General features: G+C 55.7%; 21 protein-coding genes. 18 read left to right on the top strand and 3 right to left on the bottom strand.

Annotated features, from left to right (window positions below; all coding sequences use genetic code 11):
* The first annotated feature begins 10 nt into the window (after positions 1–10).
* Genes M8006_RS02330 through M8006_RS02315 form a run of 4 tightly spaced genes read left to right on the top strand, consistent with a single transcriptional unit; the run spans position 11 to position 4,034 of the window.
* Positions 11–343, top strand: a complete 333-nt coding sequence (locus tag M8006_RS02330) for a PilZ domain-containing protein (RefSeq protein WP_250079674.1) — start codon at positions 11–13, stop codon at positions 341–343.
* A 42-nt stretch (positions 344–385) separates the two neighbouring features.
* Positions 386–1,216, top strand: a complete 831-nt coding sequence (locus M8006_RS02325) for a TatD family hydrolase (protein WP_250079673.1) — start codon at positions 386–388, stop codon at positions 1,214–1,216.
* A gap of 32 nt (positions 1,217–1,248) precedes the next feature.
* A complete protein-coding gene (locus tag M8006_RS02320; protein WP_250079671.1) occupies positions 1,249–1,821 on the top strand; it encodes a DUF1285 domain-containing protein in 573 nt (190 codons plus the stop codon).
* A complete protein-coding gene (locus M8006_RS02315) occupies positions 1,818–4,034 on the top strand; it encodes an ATP-dependent helicase (protein ID WP_250079668.1) in 2,217 nt (738 codons plus the stop codon). The genes M8006_RS02320 and M8006_RS02315 overlap by 4 nt, the downstream gene beginning before the upstream one ends.
* Before the next feature lie 40 nt (positions 4,035–4,074).
* Here the strand turns inward: M8006_RS02315 and M8006_RS02310 are convergent, their stop codons facing one another.
* A complete protein-coding gene (locus tag M8006_RS02310) occupies positions 4,075–5,715 on the bottom strand; it encodes an electron transfer flavoprotein-ubiquinone oxidoreductase (RefSeq protein ID WP_250079941.1) in 1,641 nt (546 codons plus the stop codon).
* Positions 5,716–6,160: 445 nt separating this feature from the next.
* Here M8006_RS02310 and M8006_RS02305 point away from each other — a divergent pair, with 445 nt between their 5' ends.
* The 13 genes from M8006_RS02305 to M8006_RS02245 all read left to right on the top strand — a co-directional run bounded on the left by M8006_RS02305 (position 6,161) and on the right by M8006_RS02245 (position 17,938).
* Complete coding sequence (locus M8006_RS02305; protein WP_250079666.1) at positions 6,161–6,910, top strand: electron transfer flavoprotein subunit beta/FixA family protein; 750 nt, start codon at positions 6,161–6,163, stop codon at positions 6,908–6,910.
* Between the two features lie 14 nt (positions 6,911–6,924).
* Positions 6,925–7,863: an electron transfer flavoprotein subunit alpha/FixB family protein gene (locus tag M8006_RS02300; RefSeq protein WP_250079665.1), complete on the top strand. Its 939-nt coding sequence runs from the start codon at positions 6,925–6,927 to the stop codon at positions 7,861–7,863.
* A 244-nt stretch (positions 7,864–8,107) separates the two neighbouring features.
* Positions 8,108–8,719 (top strand): superoxide dismutase, encoded by a 612-nt coding sequence (locus M8006_RS02295; protein WP_250079663.1) that lies wholly within the window; start codon positions 8,108–8,110, stop codon positions 8,717–8,719.
* A gap of 342 nt (positions 8,720–9,061) precedes the next feature.
* Positions 9,062–9,280 (top strand): glutaredoxin-like protein NrdH, encoded by a 219-nt coding sequence (gene nrdH / locus M8006_RS02290; protein ID WP_250079660.1) that lies wholly within the window; start codon positions 9,062–9,064, stop codon positions 9,278–9,280.
* Positions 9,277–9,666 (top strand): class Ib ribonucleoside-diphosphate reductase assembly flavoprotein NrdI, encoded by a 390-nt coding sequence (gene nrdI / locus M8006_RS02285; RefSeq protein WP_250079658.1) that lies wholly within the window; start codon positions 9,277–9,279, stop codon positions 9,664–9,666. Before nrdH ends, nrdI begins: the two co-directional genes overlap by 4 nt.
* Positions 9,659–11,767: a class 1b ribonucleoside-diphosphate reductase subunit alpha gene (gene nrdE, locus M8006_RS02280; RefSeq protein WP_347709734.1), complete on the top strand. Its 2,109-nt coding sequence runs from the start codon at positions 9,659–9,661 to the stop codon at positions 11,765–11,767. The genes nrdI and nrdE overlap by 8 nt, the downstream gene beginning before the upstream one ends.
* A gap of 9 nt (positions 11,768–11,776) precedes the next feature.
* Positions 11,777–12,733 (top strand): class 1b ribonucleoside-diphosphate reductase subunit beta, encoded by a 957-nt coding sequence (gene nrdF, locus M8006_RS02275; protein ID WP_250079656.1) that lies wholly within the window; start codon positions 11,777–11,779, stop codon positions 12,731–12,733.
* 187 nt (positions 12,734–12,920) lie between these two features.
* Positions 12,921–13,727, top strand: a complete 807-nt coding sequence (locus tag M8006_RS02270) for a DUF3450 domain-containing protein (protein ID WP_347709733.1) — start codon at positions 12,921–12,923, stop codon at positions 13,725–13,727.
* A 95-nt stretch (positions 13,728–13,822) separates the two neighbouring features.
* The gene (locus M8006_RS02265) at positions 13,823–15,145 is read left to right on the top strand and encodes a MotA/TolQ/ExbB proton channel family protein (protein WP_250079937.1); all 1,323 of its coding nucleotides are present in this window, start codon (positions 13,823–13,825) and stop codon (positions 15,143–15,145) included.
* A complete protein-coding gene (locus M8006_RS02260; protein WP_250079653.1) occupies positions 15,120–15,677 on the top strand; it encodes a MotA/TolQ/ExbB proton channel family protein in 558 nt (185 codons plus the stop codon). Before M8006_RS02265 ends, M8006_RS02260 begins: the two co-directional genes overlap by 26 nt.
* Positions 15,670–16,077: an ExbD/TolR family protein gene (locus tag M8006_RS02255; RefSeq protein WP_250079651.1), complete on the top strand. Its 408-nt coding sequence runs from the start codon at positions 15,670–15,672 to the stop codon at positions 16,075–16,077. Before M8006_RS02260 ends, M8006_RS02255 begins: the two co-directional genes overlap by 8 nt.
* A complete protein-coding gene (locus M8006_RS02250; RefSeq protein WP_250079648.1) occupies positions 16,074–16,835 on the top strand; it encodes an energy transducer TonB in 762 nt (253 codons plus the stop codon). The genes M8006_RS02255 and M8006_RS02250 overlap by 4 nt, the downstream gene beginning before the upstream one ends.
* Positions 16,836–16,840: 5 nt before the next feature.
* Positions 16,841–17,938, top strand: coding sequence for a hypothetical protein (locus M8006_RS02245; RefSeq protein WP_250079646.1), 1,098 nt, complete (start codon positions 16,841–16,843; stop codon positions 17,936–17,938).
* Here the strand turns inward: M8006_RS02245 and xthA are convergent.
* Both xthA and M8006_RS02235 read right to left on the bottom strand, forming a co-directional pair.
* Positions 17,910–18,749, bottom strand: coding sequence for an exodeoxyribonuclease III (gene xthA / locus M8006_RS02240; RefSeq protein ID WP_250079644.1), 840 nt, complete (start codon positions 18,747–18,749; stop codon positions 17,910–17,912). The genes M8006_RS02245 and xthA overlap by 29 nt on opposite strands.
* Positions 18,749–18,988, bottom strand: a complete 240-nt coding sequence (locus M8006_RS02235) for a hypothetical protein (protein ID WP_250079643.1) — start codon at positions 18,986–18,988, stop codon at positions 18,749–18,751. The genes xthA and M8006_RS02235 overlap by 1 nt, the downstream gene beginning before the upstream one ends.
* A gap of 181 nt (positions 18,989–19,169) precedes the next feature.
* On the opposite strand from M8006_RS02235, the gene rhlB reads away from it, so the two are divergent.
* Entirely contained in the window at positions 19,170–20,444 is a 1,275-nt protein-coding gene (gene rhlB, locus M8006_RS02230) for an ATP-dependent RNA helicase RhlB (protein ID WP_250079641.1), read from the top strand.
* The last annotated feature ends 3 nt before the right edge of the window (positions 20,445–20,447 follow it).

Here is a 20,447-nt window from a genome sequence, read left to right as displayed (position 1 = left end):
GAGACTTTATATGACGCAGAAAGCGCTCTCGCTAAGCATTCCTGATGTGCCGACGCTGCTCGCCGCTTATATGCCTTTTTTGGATCGCGGTGGTATTTTTGTGCCGACCCATAAGCCCTATGCCCTGGGGCAAAAAGTGGTGTTGCTGCTGACACTGCCCGCTGACGAAGAGCGGCTAACGGTGAGCGGCCAAGTAATTTGGGTGTCACCCGAGGGGGTGACTGGCCGACGGATGCCCGGGATTGGCGTGCATTTTAGCCAGCAGGATTATAGCGTGCGTGATCGCATTGAAACCTTGTTGGCCGGCCAGCTAGATAAGGCCGCTCCCTCCTATACGCTATAAGCTTTTAATATTTCCCTTCTCACTGTTTATATTGAGTGCGCTATGTTTGTTGATTCCCACTGCCATCTTGATCGTTTATCTGATAACACTCATGGCGGTGATCTTAACGCCACACTAGAGGCCGCGCGCACGGCTGACGTTAGCCAGTTTCTTGCTATTGCCGTGACGTTAGAGGATGTGCCTAACTTGGCAGCACTCGCACGCGAGCATCAAGACGTGGTGATTTCAGCCGGCTTGCACCCCCTGCACACGGTGGAGCAAGAGCCTAGCGTTGACGATATTATCGACATGGCAGACCAATACGGTGCGGTAGCCATTGGCGAGTCTGGGCTAGATTATCACTACCGCGAAAGCGTGCCTGCCGACGTGCAGTATGCGCGTTTTAAGCGCCATCTGATGGCCGCGCATGAGCTTGAACTACCGATTGTGGTTCACACACGTGAAGCCAAAGACGATACGCTGGCTCTGTTGCGTGAGCACACTGACCCAAAGGTGGGTGGTGTTCTGCACTGCTTTACCGAAGATTTAGACATGGCGCGTGAAGCGATCAAACTGGGCTTTTATATTTCGCTTTCGGGCATTGTGACGTTTCGTAATGCCGAGTCTTTACGCGCGTTGGTGCGCAAGCTCCCGCTGGATCGACTGCTGGTCGAAACCGACAGCCCCTATCTTGCGCCGGTGCCTTACCGTGGGAAGCCCAATGAGCCCGCTTGGGTTGTGAAGGTTGCCGAATGTATTGCTGACGAGCGCAGGATTAGCGTAGATGAAGTGGCGATGCAGACCACGGCTAACTTTTATCAGCTATTCCGCGCGGCGGTTCCTGAGGCGCCTGCGCACATCCGCAATGGGCTGGCTCAGGCAGGCCTAGTTTAAGCATAAGTATATGCTGAGGGGAGGGGGCTTTAATGAATCTAGATCGGTTGCTCCAACAGTGTGAAGGTGCGGCCAACGTGCCGCCAGTAGAGCAGTGGGATCCGCCACTAGCAGGCGACATGCCACTAGTGATTAAAGCAGATGGTCAATGGTGCCACGAGGGTCGTTCCTTTACACGTCCTGCGTTGGTGCGCTTGCTTGCAAGCCTGCTGCGTCAAGATCCAGAAGGCGTTTGTTTAGTGACGCCGGTTGAACGCTGGCGCATTGAGGTCGAGGACTGCCCGTTTGTGATTACACAAGCGCATAAACGCAGCAATGACTGGTACCTGGTGACGCAGTATGACGATGAGCTTTGTTTAGATGCGGATCATCCGCTAAGCATCACATCTACCCCTGCTGGCGAAGCAGTGCCACAAGTGCCTGTGCGACTGGGGCTTTCCGCGCGCATCAGCCGTAATGTCTACTATCAGTTGGTCGAGGCCGCTACGACGCAAGAGCAAGAGGATGGCACGATAGAAATTGGCATTGAAAGTGCCGGGCAATGGCATGTCCTTGGACACGTAGGTGGTCATGAGTTCACAGACAGCGCCAGCGGGGCAGAGTGAAGCTCACAGCGCAGCAGCAAGCGGTGGTAGCCCACGCCAAAGGTCATGCCCGCGTGGCGGCAGTGGCAGGGGCCGGTAAAACGACCACCATGGCGGCCCGGGTGCTATATTTACTTGATCAAGGTGTCTCGCCCAAACGCATCTTAGTATTGATGTTTAACCGCTCGGCCAAAGATGACTTTCAGCGCCGTTTGGGGCAGCTTGCTAAGCCTGGGCAAACGCTACCCGATGTCCGCACTTTTCACTCGTTAGGGCACCGATTATCGCAAAGCTTGTGCCGCTGGGGGGCGCTTGCGCCGCGGCGATTGCTATCGGCGGATTGGCAACTTGAGCGGCTATTGCGTCAAGCCAGCCTAAACGTGTTACGTGATCAACCTGAACGTCGCGATGCCGCCTTGGAGGGGGAGCGCTTAGAGGCGCTGGCGCATTTCAGCAATTTAGTGAAAGCGGAAATGGCCGAGCCGGCTGAACTCTACCAACGCCTGCAGTTTGACGACGACACTGACTACTTTCCGGCCGCGTTTAAAGAAGGCGAGCGCCTTTTACATGACGAAGGGGCCATGACCTATGCCGACTTACTTTATCGTCCACTTCAGGCGTTGGAAGCAGATGATGCCCTGCGGTCACGGGTCGAAGGCTTTCTCGACCACGTTATTATCGATGAGTATCAGGATATAAACGCCGCGCAGCAGCGCTTGCTTGCAGTGCTAGCCGGTTCTCAAGCTCAGGTCATGGCGGTGGGTGATGCCAATCAGTGCATTTACGAGTGGCGTGGCGCCCGTCCAGACACAATGCTGGAAAATTTCACGGCCACTTTTGGCGTTGCCACTGACTACCCGCTTTCCATGACCTTTCGCCACGGTCATGCACTGGCGCTGGCGGCTAACCACGCTATTGCGGCTAACCGTCGCCGTCCGGACCAGCTCTGTCTGGCCGATAATCGCAACCCGGCAACTTGGTTGGGGGTCGGGCAGGGGAGTCGTTTCTTTTTAGATGCGTTGATGGATTGGCAAGCCCAAGGGCGTGCGCTCAACGAGGCGTGCCTTTTGGTGCGTAGCTGGGCGCTTTCCGTGCCGTTTCAGCTCGCGCTTTTGCAGGCAGGCATTCCGTTTCGCATGCTACGCGAAGATCGTTTCGTTTTTCGCCTGCCGCTGGTTCAGGCATTGGCGAGCTATTTGAAGTTGGCGCGGCGCCCGGCATTACTGCACGATCCAGAATATATCCACCTACTGCTCGCACAGCCTACCCCCTTTGTAGCTCGTGAGCGCCTTCGTCGCTTAGCCCATCAGCTAGCACAATCGCAGCGCTGGCCAGAACGCCACGACCCAGTGCTGGCGGACTTAAAGCCGATCCAAAAACGCACGTTGAAAAAACGCTGGGCGCTACTATGTGAGCTGCCAAAACTTGCCGCGTGGTCGCCAGCAAAACTGCTGCATCACGTGGTAGAGACCATTGAGGCGCAGAAGACGTTAAAACGTGCCGCCGCTCGGCGGGATAAAGGTGAAGAAGATGTGCGGCTGCTAGACGTGTTGATTGAGCAAGCGGAAAGCGTGCAAGACCCCGACGCCTTTATCGAACTGTTAGAGCGTCCGGTAGAAAATCAAGCCAGCGGAGTGCTGATCAGCACGGTACATGGGGCCAAAGGGCTAGAGTGGCCGTTTGTCTCCGTAGCAGGCGCTAATGAAGAGGATTTCCCCCACTACAGTCGCGATAATCCCCTGACCGATGAACGCCTGGAAGAAGAGAGGCGTCTGTTCTATGTGGCGATAACGCGGGCACAGGAAGCGCTTTTGCTACTCCACGATGGTGGTGAGCATCGTCCCAGCCGCTTTATTGCGGAAAGCGCCTGGCAAGATAGCCAGCGTATGGCGAAGAGGCTGCAGAAAGACGGTGATACCAGCGATCAGCCACTAAGCGTATTGTCTCCTGGACTGGTCAAACGCTACCTTGAGCAAGCAGGGCGTGACGATATTGCCGTGGCTGAGGCACGAGTGGATGAGCCGAAGGCGGGCTATACGTCAAACCTGCATTTTCATGCTGGTCAGCGCATACGTCATGCCGTGTTTGGTGAGGGCGAAGTCGCCGCTGTCGAAGGCTCGCCGGATAATCCCGTGATCGACGTACGTTTTACCCAAGCCGGGCGGCGCCGACTCGTCGCGCACCGAGCGCCGATTGAGGTGCTGACCCAATATGACCGCCGCTGCGAGCAATGAGATAAACATGCTCGCAGCGATCACTAGGGTGTGGTGAGGTCTACATGTTGGGGTAATTCGGCCCACCACCGCCTTCGGGTGCAACCCAGGTAATGTTCTGCGCGGGGTCTTTGATGTCACAAGTTTTGCAGTGCACGCAGTTCTGGAAGTTGATTTGGAACTTAGGGTTGCCCTCATCGTCCTCAACCACTTCGTAAACACCTGCCGGGCAGTAACGCTGTGCAGGCTCGGCATATTCAGGCAGGTTGTCGCGAATCGGCAGTGCTGGGTCGGCTAAACGTAGATGGCTGGGCTGGTCTTCTTCGTGATTGGTATTGGAGAGAAATACCGATGAAGACTTATCGAACGACAACTTGCCATCCGGTTTAGGGTAATCAATTTTTTCAAATTGATCCGCAGGTTTTAGATTGCCGTGATCGGTGGTGGTGTCGTGAACAGTGGGGAGCTTGCCGCCAAGTAGCTGGTCAGTGAAGTTGTACGCGCCACCGCCGATGGTGCCGTATTTGTGAATTGCCGGACCGAAGCTCGCGCTCTCTTTAAGTTCGGCATATGCCCAGCTGGCTTCCCACTTCTCAGTGAAAGACGTGAGCTCTTGCCCTCCTTCGTCGCCGGCGTTGAGTGCTTCAAATACGCTCTCTGCCGCCACCAGGCCTGATTTCATTGCCGTATGTAACCCTTTGATCTTCGAAAAGTTTAGCGTGCCGGCATCGCAGCCGATTAAAAGCCCGCCAGCGAACGTCATTTTAGGTAAGCAGTTGAAGCCGCCCTTAGTAATGGCGCGAGCACCATAAGCCACGCGCTTGCCACCATCCAAGTGCTGGCTGATCACTGGGTGGTGTTTCATGCGTTGGAATTCATCGAACGGCGAGAGCCATGGGTTCTGGTAGGAGAGGTCCATGATCAAGCCCAAGACCACCTGTTGGTTCTCGGCATGGTAGAGAAACCAGCCGCCGTGAGTATTGCTATCCAGCGGCCAGCCCGAGCCATGCAGCACTAAGCCGGGCTCATGTTTGTCGGCCGGCACATCCCAAAGCTCTTTAAGGCCGATGCCGTAGTGCTGGGGGTCGCACCCAGCATCGAGAGAGAAATCGTTGATCAAACGCTTGCCCAAGTGTCCACGCGAGCCCTCGGCAAACAGCGTATACTTGGCGCGAAGCTCCATGCCCGGCATGTAACCGTCTTTCTGCGAGCCGTCAGCCGCGACGCCCATATCGCCAATGATGATGCCGCGGACAACCTCATCTTCAATGATCACTTCCTGCGCGGCAAACCCAGGGAAAATCTCGACCCCTAACGACTCCGCCTGTTCGGCGAGCCAGCGGCTTAGATTGCCAGCGCTGATCACATAGCGGGTGATATCACCGCCGGTATTGTGCATGCTTTTCGGCACGAGGGCGTTGGGTAGTTTCTGTGCTTTTTTCGCGTCTTTGAGCAGGTAGACCTCATCGCGCGTGGCTGGCGTTGTCAGTGGGGCGCCGCGCTCTTCCCAATCGGGGAAAAGTTCCTGTAAAGCGCGAGGTTCAAAGACAGCACCCGACAGAATATGCGCGCCCACCTCGGAGCCTTTTTCGACCACGCATACGCTAAGCTCTTGCTCGGCTTCGTTGGCCTGCTGCATCAGGCGGCACGCGGCAGAAAGGCCTGATGGCCCCGCGCCGACGATCACGACGTCAAATTCCATGACATCGCGTTCGACGGTTTCAGCAGCATTGGTTTCAGTTGCGTTATTTTCCACCCTGGTCTCTCCTTGTTTTGCGTGTTGTATATTATGTAGTGACGTATTGCATAGAATGAGTTTATGCAAACATAAACTTAATCTTAAACGGTCGTTTGCTTCTGGTTATGGCTCATGATAGGCATAATGTTCCTTCTAGGCTATCCGGCTTTCTCTAGACGTAGCATATCGCGCGATAGACGGGCTTGCAGCCGTTGAGGAGCCGGATTGCGACCAAGGGCGTAGATAAGGAGTGTTGTCGCACTTTATAAAGCTGTGGCATGTTGATAAGGTTTTCCAGCAGCGCACCTATCAAACGCTTGCATGAATTTGAGTAATGATGACCAGGCGCTGATAATAGCAGTGTCATTCAAAAGTAACGGCTTAATATCCAAAGCCAAGCGAGGAACCTATGAAAGTACTCGTCGCGGTGAAACGCGTCATCGACTACAACGTCAAGATTCGGGTCAAGCCGGATAATTCCAACGTTGATCTCACCAACGTCAAAATGGCCATGAACCCTTTCTGCGAAATCGCCGTGGAAGAAGCGGTGCGTCTGAAAGAAAAGGGCGTGGCGACCGAAATCGTGGCGGTCACCATCGGTCCGAAACAAGCCCAAGAGCAGCTGCGCACCGCCCTTGCCTTAGGCGCCGACCGCGCCATTCACGTTGAGACCGACGAACAGGTCGACTCGCTGGGGGCGGCGAAGGCGTTTGCCAAACTGGTGGAAGACGAACAGCCAGGCTTAGTCCTGCTCGGCAAACAGGCGATTGACAGCGACAACAACCAGGCCGGCCAGATGCTCGCCGCGCTTACCGACCTGCCGCAAGGCACGTTTGCGTCTGACGTGAACGTTGAGGGCGAAAAAGTCACCGTCACCCGCGAAATCGACGGCGGTCTGCAGACCATCGAACTCTCGCTTCCCGCGATCATCACCACCGACCTGCGCCTCAATGAGCCGCGCTACGCCAAGCTCCCCGACATTATGAAGGCCAAGAAAAAGCCGCTGGACGTCAAGTCTGCCGACGATCTCGGTGTTTCCTTTGCCAGCAACGTTAGCCTGGTGAGCGTTGAGCCGCCGGCTGAGCGCCAAGGCGGTATCAAAGTGGGCTCCGTGGACGAGCTGATCGACAAACTGAAAAACGAAGCCAAAGTGCTTTAAGAGGAGCTGATCGCATGAGCATTCTGGTACTTGCTGACCTCCACGAAGGCCAACTCGCCGGCGCCACCGCGAGCGTGGTTGCCGCCGCGCAACAGATTATCAAGGACAGCGGCGGCGATATCGACGTCCTGATCGCGGGCGACAACGTACACGCCGCCGCCGAGGCCGCCGCCAAGCTCGACGGCGTGAGTAAAGTGCGCGTGGCGGATAATGCCGTTTACGCCCACCAACTTGCTGAGCCCATGGGCAAACTGCTGGCCGAGCTTGCTGGCGATTACACCCACGTGCTGGCCTCGGCCTCCACCACGGGCAAAAACGTCATGCCGCGGCTGGCCGCGCTCAAAGACGTCAGCCAGATATCCGACATTATCAGCGTGGAGAGCGCCGATACGTTCAAGCGCCCGATCTACGCCGGTAACGCCATTGCCACGGTGAAAAGCGACGACGCGCTGAAAGTCATCACCGTGCGCCCCAGTGCCTACGACGGTGTGGCGGAAAGCGGCGGCGCCCCCGTTGAAGCCGTCGACGTGGTGGTCGAGAACAGCCAATCGACCTTCATCAACGAAGCGCTGGCCAAGTCTGATCGCCCCGAACTCGCTGGCGCCAAGGTCGTTATCTCCGGCGGCCGAGGCATGGGCAATGGTGAAAACTTCAAACTGCTCGACGGCATTGCCGACAAGCTGGGCGCGGCGATTGGCGCCTCGCGCGCGGCGGTCGACGCAGGCTTTGTACCCAACGACATGCAGGTCGGCCAAACCGGTAAGATCGTCGCGCCCGATCTCTACATCGCCGTGGGCATCTCGGGGGCTATTCAGCACCTGGCGGGGATGAAAGACGCTAAGGTGATTGTGGCGATCAACAAAGACGAAGAAGCTCCGATCTTCCAGGTTGCCGATTATGGCCTAGTGGCGGATCTGTTCGAGGCATTGCCTGAGTTTGAGCAAAAGCTGTAACCAATTGAATCGATAAAACTCTTTAAGGCCGGCTTGATAAACAAGTCGGCTTTTTTATACCCGCCAAATTAGGTAAAGTGCCAATAGTTGACTAAAGTACTTGGGCAAAAGCTGAGAAATCATCGGGTGCTGGTTGAAATCCCGCGGCGGTGACCACACTTTATTAGTAGCGATAGAGATCGTAGCTGAGATAATAGCTAAGATCGTTTAAACGTAACATTAGCCACTCAAGGAGATGATTAATATGGCACATACACTTCCAGAGCTTCCGTACGCGTACGATGCACTCGAGCCGCATATCGATGCGATGACAATGGAAATTCACCATTCGCGTCACCACAACACTTACGTCAACAACCTAAACGCTGCGCTAGAAGGCACAGGGCTTGAAGACGTTCCGGTTGAAGAGCTGATTGCTAGCCTGGACCGCGTTCCGGAAGAGAAGCGTCAGGCTGTGATCAATAACGGTGGCGGCCATGCTAACCACTCCATGTTTTGGCAGATGATGTCACCCAATGGCGGCGGTAATCCGCATGGCGATGTTGCTAAAGCCATTGATGCTGAGCTTGACGGATTCGATGCGTTCAAGGATGCCTTTAAGAAAGCAGCGTTGGGTCGTTTTGGCAGCGGCTGGGCATGGCTCTCCGTCACGCCCGAGAAAAAGTTGGTGGTCGAAAATACCCTCAACCAAAACAGCCCATTGATGGATGGCAATACACCGATTCTGGGCTTGGATGTCTGGGAGCATGCTTACTACCTGAAGTTTCAGAATAAGCGCCCGGACTACATTGAAGCTTTCTTCAATGTGATCAACTGGGATGACGTTGAGAGCCGCTACCAGGCAGCGAAAGCGTAACCTTTGTGTGATCTACTCGCGATGACCCTTGCCTAATATGGTAAGGGGCTAGCAAAAAACCGTCTGCTAACACAGGCGGTTTTTTTATTGTTGAACAGTCTAAATTGGTGAACAGCCTAAAACGTTTGGCCACCCATCTTTCTCCTTACTCGTACGTCATAGCGGCTTTTGAGGGTTTCTGTCGCTGACGATGAGAAAAACTCATCTTAATACCACATGGTGTGCTATTGAAAATATAAGCCACTATATATATGGTGTGCTTCGCTTTGAGTCGCAAGTTAATACCAGATATTGTGCCTGCCCGTCGTCGGGAGTTGGCGTTTTGATGTTTCAGGGGGAGTTATGTCTATTACCGTCTATAGCGCGTCAGCGTGTGTTCAATGTTCTGCCACCTACCGAGCGCTGGATAAGCAGGGAATTTTTTATACCGTTATCGATATAGATGAGAAGCCATCGGCAAAAGAAGAGCTAAAGCAACTAGGTTATCGCCAACTACCCGTCGTGGTGGCCGGTGACGAACACTGGTCAGGTTTCCAACCGGATCGCATTAAAGCCCTATGACCCAGATCGTCTACTTCTCCACGAAGTCCGGTAACACCCGGCGCTTGGTCGAGAAGCTCCAACGGGATGCTCAACGCATCCCGTTCGAGTCTGGGGAACCCCTACCGGTAGCCACCAAGCCCTATGTACTGATTTTTCCCAGCTACGGCGGTGGCGAAGTCAAAGGTGCGGTACCCAAGCCGGTGATCCACTTCCTCAACGACGAACGCAACCGCCGCTACCTTTGCGGCGTGGTCGGGGCTGGCAACACCAACTTCGGTACTGGCTACTGCCTGGGCGCCCACATCGTGGCCCGTAAATGCCAGGTACCGCTTCTCCATTGCTTCGAGCTGCTCGGCACGCCAGAAGACGTCGCCACCATTCATCAGGAGCTAGATCGTGTCTGATTACCATTCCCTTAACGCTATGCTGAACCTCTACGATGATGAGGGTAAGCTGCAGCTGCACAAGGACAAAGAGGCCGCCCGCCAATACTTTCTGCAGCACGTTAACCAGAACACCGTGTTCTTCCACTCGCTGGAAGAGAAGCTCGATTACTTGGTCGAGAATGACTATTACGAAACCGAGGTGCTCGAGCAGTACGACTTCGAGTTTATCAAAGAGCTGTTCAAACAAGCATACGCCTACAAGTTTCGTTTCCCCACGTTCCTCGGTGCTTTTAAGTATTACACTAGCTACACGCTGAAGACCTTTGACGGTCGACGCTATCTAGAGCGTTTCGAGGATCGCGTTTGCATGGTGGCCATGACCTTGGCGAATGGCGATCAGACGCTGGCCAGCGCTCTTGTCGACGAGATGCTTACCGGCCGCTTTCAGCCAGCGACCCCAACGTTCCTCAACTGCGGTAAGAAACAGCGCGGTGAGCACGTTTCCTGCTTTCTGCTGCGTATCGAGGACAACATGGAGTCCATCGGCCGCTCGATTAACTCGGCGTTGCAGCTATCTAAGCGCGGCGGTGGCGTGGCCTTTGTGCTCAGTAACGTCCGCGAGGTTGGTGCCCCGATCAAGCACATCGAGAACCAATCTTCCGGCATCGTGCCGATTATGAAGATGCTTGAGGACGCCTTCTCCTATGCTAACCAGCTGGGCGCCCGCCAAGGTGCCGGGGCCGTTTACCTTAATGCCCATCACCCCGACATCATGCGCTTCCTCGACACCAAACGGGAAAACGCGGACGAGAAAATCCGTATCAAGACGTTGTCGCTGGGCGTGACCATCCCCGATATTACCTTCGAGCTAGCTCGCACTAACGACGATATGTATCTGTTCTCGCCGTATGACGTTGAGAGGGTGTATGGCGTACCGTTTGCTGATATCAGTGTCACGGATAAGTATCACGAGATGGTCGACGACTCGCGGATCAAGAAGTCGAAGGTCAATGCTCGCGCCTTCTTCCAGACGGTGGCCGAGCTTCAGTTTGAGTCAGGCTACCCCTATGTGATGTTCGAGGACACGGTCAACCGAGCCAATCCCATCGAGGGGCGTGTCAATATGAGCAATCTCTGCACTGAGATTCTCCAGGTCAACAAGCCGACGGCCTATCATCCCGATCTCAGCGTGAAAGAACCCGGCGAGGACATCTCCTGCAACCTGGGCAGTTTGAACATCGCTAACGTGATGGATAGCGGTAACCTTGAAAAAGTAGTTGATGCAGCAGTGCAAGGCCTTACTGCTGTCTCTGAAATGAGCAACCTGGAGAGTGTGCCGTCCATCGTCAACGGCAACGACAAGGCGCATGCCATTGGCCTAGGGCAGATGAACTTGCATGGCTACCTGGCTCGCGAACACATCGAGTACGGCAGTGAAGAAGGCATCGACTTCACCAATATGTACTTCTATTGCATGGCGTACTACACGCTGAAAGCGTCTAACAAACTGGCTAAAGCGCGTGGTCGATCGTTTGAAGGGTTCGAGACCTCAACCTACGCCGATGGCAGTTTCTTCGACAAATACACGGATGAGTTGTGGGAACCTAAAACAGATCGGGTACGTAATCTGTTTGAAGGTAGCGAAATCCACATACCCACGGCGGATGATTGGCACACCTTGAAGCAATATGTACAGGCTGATGGCCTCTACAACCGCTACCTCCAGGCCGTGCCGCCCACCGGCTCGATCAGCTACATCAATAACGCCACGGCGAGTATCCACCCAGTCGCGGCCAAAATTGAAATACGTAAAGAGGGTAAGTTGGGCCGTGTCTATTACCCGGCGCCGTTCCTCGATGACGAAAACGCCGAGTTCTTTAAAGACGCCTACGAGATCGGTCCCGAGAAAATCATCGACACCTATGCCGCGGCCACGCAGCACGTCGATCAAGGGCTGTCGCTAACGCTGTTCTTCCCTGATACCGCCACGACACGGGACATCAACAAGGCGCAGATTTATGCCTGGAGAAAGGGCATAAAGACGCTCTATTACATCCGCCTGCGTCAAAGCGCGCTGGAAGGTACCGAAGTCGAAGGCTGTGTGTCCTGCAGCTTGTAAGGAGAGATCATGTTATCAAGAGTCAACGCCATCAATTGGAACCGCCTCGAGGATGAAAAAGACCTCGAGGTCTGGAATCGCCTGACTAGCAACTTCTGGTTGCCTGAGAAGATTCCCCTGTCTAACGATGTACCGTCGTGGCAGACCCTCACCGCTGCCGAGAAACAGCTGACCATTCGGGTGTTCACCGGACTCACCTTACTCGACACCATTCAAGGCGCGGTAGGCGCCCCCACGCTGATGAAGAGTGCCAGAACGCCTCATGAGGAGGCGGTCTACACCAACATCGCCTTCATGGAGTCGGTTCACGCTCGGTCTTACAGTTCGATCTTCTCCACGCTGTGTTCCACTCGGGAGGTTGACGATGCCTTCCGCTGGAGCGAAGAGAACCCGATGCTGCAAAAGAAGGCCAGCCTCATCCTTGAGCGTTACGACGCTGATGACGTGATGAAGCAGCAGATTGCCAGCGTGTTCTTGGAGAGCTTTCTGTTCTATTCGGGCTTCTACCTGCCGATGCACTGGTCGAGCCATGCCAAGCTTACCAATACCGCTGACTTGATCCGGTTGATCATCCGCGATGAGGCGGTGCATGGCTATTACATCGGATACAAGTTCCAGCAGCGGTACCAAGAAGCCAGTGCAGAGCGCCAAGAGGAGATCAAAGCCTTCGCGTTCGATCTGATGTTTGAGCTTTATGACAATGAGGTCAAATATACCGAGTCGCTCTACGACGAAGTGAGCTTGACCGAGGACGTAAAGAAATTTCTGCACTACAACGCCAATAAGGCCTTGATGAACCTCGGTTTCGAGCCGCTGTTCCCCAAGAGCACGACCGATGTCGACGCCACCATTATGGCCGCACTGTCACCGGGCGCCGACGAGAACCACGACTTCTTCTCCGGTAGCGGTTCCAGCTACGTGATCGGTAAGGCAGTGGCCACGGAGGACGAAGACTGGGCGTTTTAACGCTGCCCTTTGATGTCAATGATAAAGTAGCGCTAATGATAAATATTGTCATTTATTCAGATAATGGTAGTCTGTAGCAATAAACGAAAATCGTTATCGAATCTAAGGCGTTATTATACGGTCGGCAGCGAATGTTAACTGCCGACCCGCCTTTGATAATTTCTTTACTTTGACATCGGGGCGGAGAGTGGATGTGATCAGTAGGCTTTGCGTAGCGCTATCGAGCACAGCTATTACGTGTAGCGTACTCAGCGCACCTTTAATGGCGAGCGAGGATATTGTCCTCGAAGGTGTAAAAGCACAGCAAGTTCAAGCAGCGTTACAAACCCAGATTGAAGCTGCGGACGAACAGACCCGCGCTACGTTGCAAGAGCTGCGCCAGCTTGAACGCGAAACGCGTCTGTTGGCGCGGGAAAATAGTGCCCTATCTGCGCGTTTGAATACGCAAGCAAGCCGTCAGCAGCGAATGTCAAATGCGCTTGATACGCTGGAAGAAACGCGTGCGGCGCTACCGCAAATGGAAGCCGACATGACGCGCCAACTAACGCAGTGGATCGCGCGTGATTTGCCGTTTTTGCAAGACGAGCGGATGGCGCGTGTTGCTTCAACCGATAGCGAGGGGCTCGAAAGCGTTGAGCGTATCGGTGAGCTATTGGGCGTGTGGCGTCAAGAGCTTGCTTATGGGCGCGAGGTGGATACTTGGCGTGGACGTTTGGTTGTAGAGAGTGGCGAGCGTGAAGTGGATTTTCTTCGTATCGGGCGCATTGGTTTCTATTATTTGACGCCCGATGGGCGAGAGGGTGGTGTCTGGTTGGCCGAAGAAGCTCGCTGGCAATCATTGGATGAGTCGGCTCGGCGTGAAGTCCGCAATGGCCTGCGCATGACCAATGATCAGCGTGCCCCGGCGCTATTAACATTGCCGCTCTCCGTCGCCATCTTCGATCCACCCGTTAATGACTCAGCGGCTGAAAGCGGATCGGGAGGTGAGCAGTGAGCGTAAATAAAGCATCTCGTGTAACGAAAATGTTACTATCGCTTGCGTTAGGACTCTCGGTTAGCGTTACTGTTCATGCCCAGCCTCAGGGCCGGATGCCGTTGCATGATCAGGCAGATAATGAGGAAGTGGTCTCACTTCGAGAGGCGCGTGAAGCAGCACAGCTGCGCGATCAACAAAGACTCATGCGTCTGTTGGAGAGTGAGGAGGCGCTAGCGCGTGAGCTTGAGAAAGCGCGTAAAGCCCATAAGGCGGCCGATTACAAGCAGCAGGCGCTGCGCGTTCAAGAGAGCGCACAGGCTATGGTTGAGGCGCGACTGTCCGCCCGCCAGGGCGAGCAGGATGACGCGATAGCGGCTCTCTTAAATGAACTTAAACGCCATGCCAGTGAAGTTCGAAACGCACTGGGAGAAAACAGCTGGCTCGCACTAAGAGATACCCCTCTGCCACCCCGGTTGGAAGAGCCTGATGTATTGGAGCGCCAGCACGTTGAATCCGTGGTGGATAGTCTTGCCGCCCTTACCGCAGCCAGTGGCCAAGCACAGAAACTGTCGCTGTCGGTGGCGGATGCCAGTGGTCAGGTGGCCGAGCGGGATATTATCCGGCTTGGAGATTTTGTTGCGTTTACGCCTCAAGCACTACTGCAGCCCGGTAACGATCCGGATCATTTGGCACTGCAGTCGGATACACCTGCGGAAGTGAAAGAGTGGCTAGCGCCTTTTGCGGCGGGAGAGAGCCGCACGATGGCGGTTGACCCGACACAGGGGAGTGTTTTCGCTGCGCTACAGCAGCGCCCAACGCTGATGGAGCGTTTTCACCAAGGGGGTTATGTCGGTTATATCGTGGTGGCTTTAGGCGGTATTGGTTTGCTGGTGGCACTTGTGCAATATCTCTATCTGGTCGGGGTGAGCATGAAAGTACGCCGCCAACGCCGTCAGCCTGGCACCTTAATGGCAGATAACCCCCTCGGCCGCGTGTTGCTACGCTTTGCAGGGCTGGATAAACACTTGGCACCTGAAGCGTTGGAGGCGCGTTTGGATGAAGCAGTACTGGCAGAGCTCCCACGTATTGAGCGTGGACAGCCGCTAGTGAAGCTGCTGGCAGCCATTGCGCCGCTATTGGGTCTTCTAGGTACCGTCACCGGCATGATCGTGACCTTTCAGTCGATCACAGTGTTTGGCACCGGTGATCCGCAGTTGATGGCGGGTGGCATTAGCCAAGCACTGGTGACCACGGTGTTGGGTTTGGTAACGGCGGTACCGCTGCTGTTTGCACAAACGGCGCTATCAAGCCGTAGCCGAACGCTGACGCAGGTGATCGAAGGACAGGCCAGTGCCGCCTTGGCGGATTATCTTGATTCAAACGAAACCCTAGTAAACACGGAGGCTGATCATGTTCGCTCTGCCGCCTTGGTTTGAGCCCCTTCAACCTGAGCCGGTTGAGCGGCTGATAGACGCTGGCGGCCCGGTACTGGTGATACTTGGGGTGGTGGCGGTGGTGGTGTTTGCGCTGGCCATTGAGCGCTGGTGGTTCTATCGCATCACCTGGCGGATAGCGCGTAGGCGGTTGGTGCGCCGCTGGGCCGCGCGCCGAGATCATCGCAGCTGGAGCGCTCATACGCTGCGCGATGTCTGGGCGCAAGAGCTCGTTGCCCGCCTGCGCCGCCCTTTGCCATGGCTCAAGTTACTGGTTGCATTATGTCCGCTATTGGGACTTTTGGGCACCGTGACCGGTATGATCGCCGTGTTTGATAGCTTAACGCTTAGCGATACACATCAGGCGCGTGCGATGGCCGATGGTGTGGCGCGTGCCACGTTGCCAACGTTGACCGGTATGGCGATTGCTGTCGTTGGGCTGCTGTTCATTAGTCGTCTTGAGCATGTGATTCGGCGCGAGGATCAGCGCCTGCACGACCGTTTGGCAAAAGCGCTGGAGAATGATCATGCGTAGGCGCCGTTCCATGGAGTCCACTGCCGAAAGCACTGAGGTGAACCTTACGCCGATGCTGGATGTCGTGTTCATCATGCTGATTTTCTTTATCGTCACGACTAGCTTTATTAAAGAAAGCGGCGTGGAAATTGATCGTCCTGAGTCTAGTGCCGCAAGTCCTCGGCCTGATGCGCAAGTGCTAGTAGCGGTTACGCCGGAGGGAGCCGTTTGGGTCGATGGTCGCCCGGTTGACCTGCATCGCGTTGGGCAGACGGTGGCTGATATCGTAACCGGCGAGGGGGCAGTCGTTATTCAAGCCGATCGCGATGCGACGACCGGTGTGTTGATCGAAGTCATGGACCGACTTCAGAAAGCGGGCGTCGATCAGGTGGCGGTGGCGGCTAGCCGAGGCGAGCCATGATCCGTCGTGGACTGTCACTGCTGTCAGGAGTGTTTCTGGCGATAGGGCTTTTGTGGCTGTTGGCACTGTTGGTTGCGCCCCCGGAGGCCGAGCCCGAATTAGTGCAAGAAATGGCCATGACGCTGGTAAAACCTCCCGCGCCCGCCGCGCAGGCGCCAGCCACACAGCCTGAAACGCCAGTGACCGAAGCACCGCCGCCACCTCCACCGGCGCCGTCTCCTTTGCCCGTCGCTGAGAGCCAGATCGCCATGCCGACGATTGAGGTTCCCGATACACCTGAGCCTGCCGTTGAACTCGACAGCCGCTTACCGGAGCTAAATGCGGCACCCGAGCCTGAACCCGCTCCCAAGCCTGAGCCCGCTCCAGAGCCAACACCAGAAGAACCGCCCCGTGAGCAGGTGAATGAGGAGAGCGCTTCGGTATCGCAAGACACCGGCCAGGGGAAAACGGCGAGTCAAGAAATCGCGGCCGAGACCGCACCAAATGAACCGGTGAACGTAGGCCAAGTCTCACCCGCCAGTCGGGTTAACCCAGTATATCCTTCACGGGCACAGCGACGTGGCCTAGAAGGCTTTGTCGAGGTGCGCTTTGTGATCCGCCGCGATGGTAGCGTTATAGTGTCTTCTATCGAAGTCACTCGAGCGCAACCGCGACGCGTGTTTGATCGCGCCGCCCGCGAGGCCATTGCGCAGTGGCAATTTGAGCCTAGCGGGCAGCGTAGGCGAGCCACCCAGCGCATCGAGTTTCAGCTGAGGTAATACGTATGATGAACCAAACGCGCGCTTTTTTGATGGGTATTTTATTGTTATGCAGTGCCCCAGTTTGGGCGGCCCCGGCGCTGCCGCGCGATGTAATAACCGACCTCAATGCGGTGGAGGAACGCCTGGAAGCGCAGCAGTACGACGCAGTGATTGAGCGTGCGATAGCGCAAGCGGGGCGTTTTGCTGGCGGCAACGTGTCGGATCGTTTTGCCAGTGCGCTGTATCGTCAATTGGCGGCGAGTGCGCTATCAAGCGTCGAGCGTTACGCCGAAGCGGCAGATCAGTTAGGCACAGCGCGCCAGAGTGTCGATGATGCTGACACGACAAAGCGCTGGCTTTTGCAAGAGGCCAAACTACGCCGTGCGGCGGGCCAGCGACAAAGCGCGGTTGATCTGCTTTCCCGTTGGGTGAATGAGCACGATAGAGACAGTGGGCCCGGTAAAGAAGTAGAGCGGTGGCGGCTCGTGCGTTGGCTTGCCCAAGATGAACAGTGGCGGGTCGCCGCCGAGCGCCTAGAAGGGATAGGGGAGCCGATAAGCAGCGACGAGCAGCGTGAGCTGGCGCTGGCGATCTATATTAACGCTGATCAGCCGGAGCGCGCACTTAACGGGCTTTTATCCACGCTTGGCGAAACGCCGTCACCCGCTCATTGGCGGCAGGCGGCTCATCTAGCCCAGCGTGCAGGCAAGCTAAAGGTAGCCGCGGCGCTATGGGATACCGCTTGGCAGTTGGAGATTTTGACCACCGCAGACGATTTTTGGCAGCTTATCGCGCTGCACCGGATGGCTGGCACGCCCGCTCGCGCGGCCGAGTATCTAGAGGCGGCGCTGGCGTCCGGGCGCATCGTTTATAGCGAAATGGCGCTGCGCCTAGTGGCTCAGAGCTGGCTGCAGGCGCGCGATATCCAGCGGTCACTCGCCAGCCAACACACCTTAGCGCAGCTAACACGTGCCGCTGACGAGTGGCGCTTGCTAGGGCAGCATGCCTACGCCTGGGGCCACAATGATATAGCGGCGACGGCTTTTGAACGTGCCGTGGCGTTAGGCGATGAAAATGCGCAGCAGTGGCTCGCTAGCTTGCGTTTGCCGCCGTCAAGGTGAGGTCGAGCGTGCTCCATGTCGGCGCATGATCGGAGGGTTTCTCCATCGCGCGCAATTCATAGTCAATATCGGCTGCACGTGTTAGGCGCGCTAACGGCTCAGTGACCAAAATATAATCGATGCGAAGCCCACGCTTGGGGGCACGGTCAAAGCCTTTTGAGCGGTAATCAAACCAGCTGAAACGGTCATCACGTGTTGGGTGGCAAACGCGGTAGCTGTCGTGTAATCCCCAGGCTTTAATTCCCTCTAGCCACTCGCGCTCAACGAGTTGGAAGCTGGTTTTTCCTTCGCGCAGCCAGCGCTTGCGGTTCGCCTCGCCGATGCCGATATCTTGGTCTTCGGGAGAAATATTGAAATCACCCATAATGGCGACGAGCTCATCGGGGCGGTGATAGTCGTGCAGAAGTTGGGAAAGTTGGGTGTAAAAGTGCTCCTTGTGCGGGAACTTTGTAGGATGCGTGACGTTTTCCCCCTGAGGGAAGTAGCCGTTCCACACCGTGACCGCTTCACTATCTTCGCTACGCAAGCGCACGCCTATCATGCGGCGTTGGGCGTTTTCCTCATCGTCGGGGAAGCCGTAAAACACGGCTTCCGGCGCCTGGCGGCAGAGCAAGGCGACACCGTAGTGGCCTTTTTGGCCGTAATAAAATACGTGGTACCCCATCGCTTCCACAGCTTCTAGCGGAAACTCGCTGTCTTGTACCTTGGTTTCCTGCAAACCAATGACATCCGGCTGATGGTGATCGATCAGCGCTTGTAGCTGATGCAGGCGAGCGCGAATGCCATTGATATTGAATGAGACCAGCCGCATTATGAATCCTCTTTCCTATCCTGCTTATCAGGGTGGATGGAAATCGGTTGACCGCTTTCCTGGCGTGCCGCCTTGCGCGTCGCCTGAAGCTTGCGTTGCTGCTGTTTTTTGGCCACAAAGCGACGCGATGGCGCCACCTGGTCAGGGTTGTCATGGCGCCACTTTTTGTAATCTTTACGACGGCCGGTACGGATGGTGACTTTGTCCGCCAACGAGCGGCTCTTTTTTCTACGTGTCATATCGCGATCTCAATACAGTGCATTTATTGCGTTAACGCGTATTCTATCAGTCTCGTCTGTTTGGCACATGGGAATTGACACACGAGAAGAAAGCCAGGAAGGGCGCCCTAAGCGCGAAGCCCTGGTACAATGTGGCCTTTGTCATGCCAAACATTCACCGTAACGGACGAATACATAGCCTATGAGCGAGCCGGAACAAACACCCGAGTCGGCCCAGAACCGCAAACCTAAACGCCGTCGTCGCAAGCCGCGTCGTCGCCAGTCAAACTGGGATCTTCGCCAGTTTCAGGTTCCCGCTGTGGCGGGCAAGTGGCGTTTTCACGATTTCGATCTGCCGCTGCCGCTGATGCGTGCGATTCATGCCCAAGGCTTTGAATACTGCACGCCGATTCAGGCGGAAGCACTGCGTCATACGCTTCTCGGCGGCGATATCGTGGGTAAGGCGCAGACGGGTACGGGTAAAACCGCAGCGTTTTTGATCTCCATGTTGGCGTATTTTCTTGAAGAGTCCACGCCTGATGGTCAAAAGCAAGGCGCCCCGCGGGCGCTGATTATCGCCCCGACGCGAGAGCTTGCGCTGCAAATTGAGAAAGATGCCAAAGTGCTCGCGCGTTTTACCAAACTCAATGTGGCAAGCGTTGTCGGCGGTATGGATTACCAGAAGCAGCGCGATAGCCTGGGTAAGAAGATCGATATCCTGGTGGCTACCCCAGGGCGGTTGCTCGACTTCCACCAAAAGCGCGATATCGACTTGAACGAAGTGGAAGTGTTGGTGCTGGACGAAGCTGATCGCATGTTATCGATGGGCTTTATCCCTGATGTGAAGCGGATTATTCGCTACACGCCGCAAAAAGAGGAGCGCCAGACGTTTCTATTTTCGGCCACGTTTAACGACGATATTCTCAATCTCGCCAGCCAGTGGACGCTTGACCCGGCCCATGTCGAGATCGAGGTTACCGTCGAGAATCAGGCGGATATTGATCAGCGCGTCTACTTGATTTCTGACGACGAAAAGCAGCGCTTGCTGGTGAAATTGTTGGAGCAGGAGAGCTTCGAGCGAGTGATGGTGTTTGGTAACCGCCGCGATCTTGTGCGCAAGTTGGATGATCTGCTCAAGAAAGCCGGCATCAGCGCAGCGATGCTTTCAGGTGACGTGCCGCAGAGCCAGCGAATTACCACTCTGGAGCGCTTCCGCGAAGGCGAAATCCAAGTGCTGGTGGCGACCGATGTTGCCGGTCGCGGTATTCATATCGATGACGTAAGCCATGTGATCAACTACACGCTGCCAGAAGACCCGGAAGATTACGTTCACCGTATTGGGCGCACCGGTCGTGCTGGTGCGAAAGGCGTATCGATCAGCTTCGTCGGCGAAGAAGATGCCTTCTCGCTGCCGGAAATCGAGCGTTACATTGGCGATAAATTGCCGTGTGAACATCCGCCGGAAGGCTTGCTTTAAGCG

This window comes from Halomonas llamarensis (genome assembly GCF_023555005.1).
Taxonomy (GTDB): domain Bacteria; phylum Pseudomonadota; class Gammaproteobacteria; order Pseudomonadales; family Halomonadaceae; genus Vreelandella; species Vreelandella llamarensis.
This window is presented reverse-complemented; position numbering and strand designations above follow the sequence as displayed.

What these genes read in the sequence shown, in the direction of transcription:
- M8006_RS02330 (WP_250079674.1), top strand. Translation starts at nt 11, where the DNA reads ATGACGCAGAAAGCGCTCTCGCTAAGCATTCCTGATGTGCCGACGCTG.
- M8006_RS02325 (WP_250079673.1), top strand. Translation starts at nt 386, where the DNA reads ATGTTTGTTGATTCCCACTGCCATCTTGATCGTTTATCTGATAACACT.
- M8006_RS02320 (WP_250079671.1), top strand. Translation starts at nt 1,249, where the DNA reads ATGAATCTAGATCGGTTGCTCCAACAGTGTGAAGGTGCGGCCAACGTG.
- M8006_RS02310 (WP_250079941.1), bottom strand. Translation starts at nt 5,715, where the DNA reads ATGGAATTTGACGTCGTGATCGTCGGCGCGGGGCCATCAGGCCTTTCT.
- M8006_RS02305 (WP_250079666.1), top strand. Translation starts at nt 6,161, where the DNA reads ATGAAAGTACTCGTCGCGGTGAAACGCGTCATCGACTACAACGTCAAG.
- M8006_RS02300 (WP_250079665.1), top strand. Translation starts at nt 6,925, where the DNA reads ATGAGCATTCTGGTACTTGCTGACCTCCACGAAGGCCAACTCGCCGGC.
- M8006_RS02295 (WP_250079663.1), top strand. Translation starts at nt 8,108, where the DNA reads ATGGCACATACACTTCCAGAGCTTCCGTACGCGTACGATGCACTCGAG.
- nrdH (WP_250079660.1), top strand. Translation starts at nt 9,062, where the DNA reads ATGTCTATTACCGTCTATAGCGCGTCAGCGTGTGTTCAATGTTCTGCC.
- nrdI (WP_250079658.1), top strand. Translation starts at nt 9,277, where the DNA reads ATGACCCAGATCGTCTACTTCTCCACGAAGTCCGGTAACACCCGGCGC.
- nrdF (WP_250079656.1), top strand. Translation starts at nt 11,777, where the DNA reads ATGTTATCAAGAGTCAACGCCATCAATTGGAACCGCCTCGAGGATGAA.
- M8006_RS02265 (WP_250079937.1), top strand. Translation starts at nt 13,823, where the DNA reads ATGCCGTTGCATGATCAGGCAGATAATGAGGAAGTGGTCTCACTTCGA.
- M8006_RS02260 (WP_250079653.1), top strand. Translation starts at nt 15,120, where the DNA reads ATGTTCGCTCTGCCGCCTTGGTTTGAGCCCCTTCAACCTGAGCCGGTT.
- M8006_RS02255 (WP_250079651.1), top strand. Translation starts at nt 15,670, where the DNA reads ATGCGTAGGCGCCGTTCCATGGAGTCCACTGCCGAAAGCACTGAGGTG.
- M8006_RS02250 (WP_250079648.1), top strand. Translation starts at nt 16,074, where the DNA reads ATGATCCGTCGTGGACTGTCACTGCTGTCAGGAGTGTTTCTGGCGATA.
- M8006_RS02245 (WP_250079646.1), top strand. Translation starts at nt 16,841, where the DNA reads ATGATGAACCAAACGCGCGCTTTTTTGATGGGTATTTTATTGTTATGC.
- xthA (WP_250079644.1), bottom strand. Translation starts at nt 18,749, where the DNA reads ATGCGGCTGGTCTCATTCAATATCAATGGCATTCGCGCTCGCCTGCAT.
- M8006_RS02235 (WP_250079643.1), bottom strand. Translation starts at nt 18,988, where the DNA reads ATGACACGTAGAAAAAAGAGCCGCTCGTTGGCGGACAAAGTCACCATC.
- rhlB (WP_250079641.1), top strand. Translation starts at nt 19,170, where the DNA reads ATGAGCGAGCCGGAACAAACACCCGAGTCGGCCCAGAACCGCAAACCT.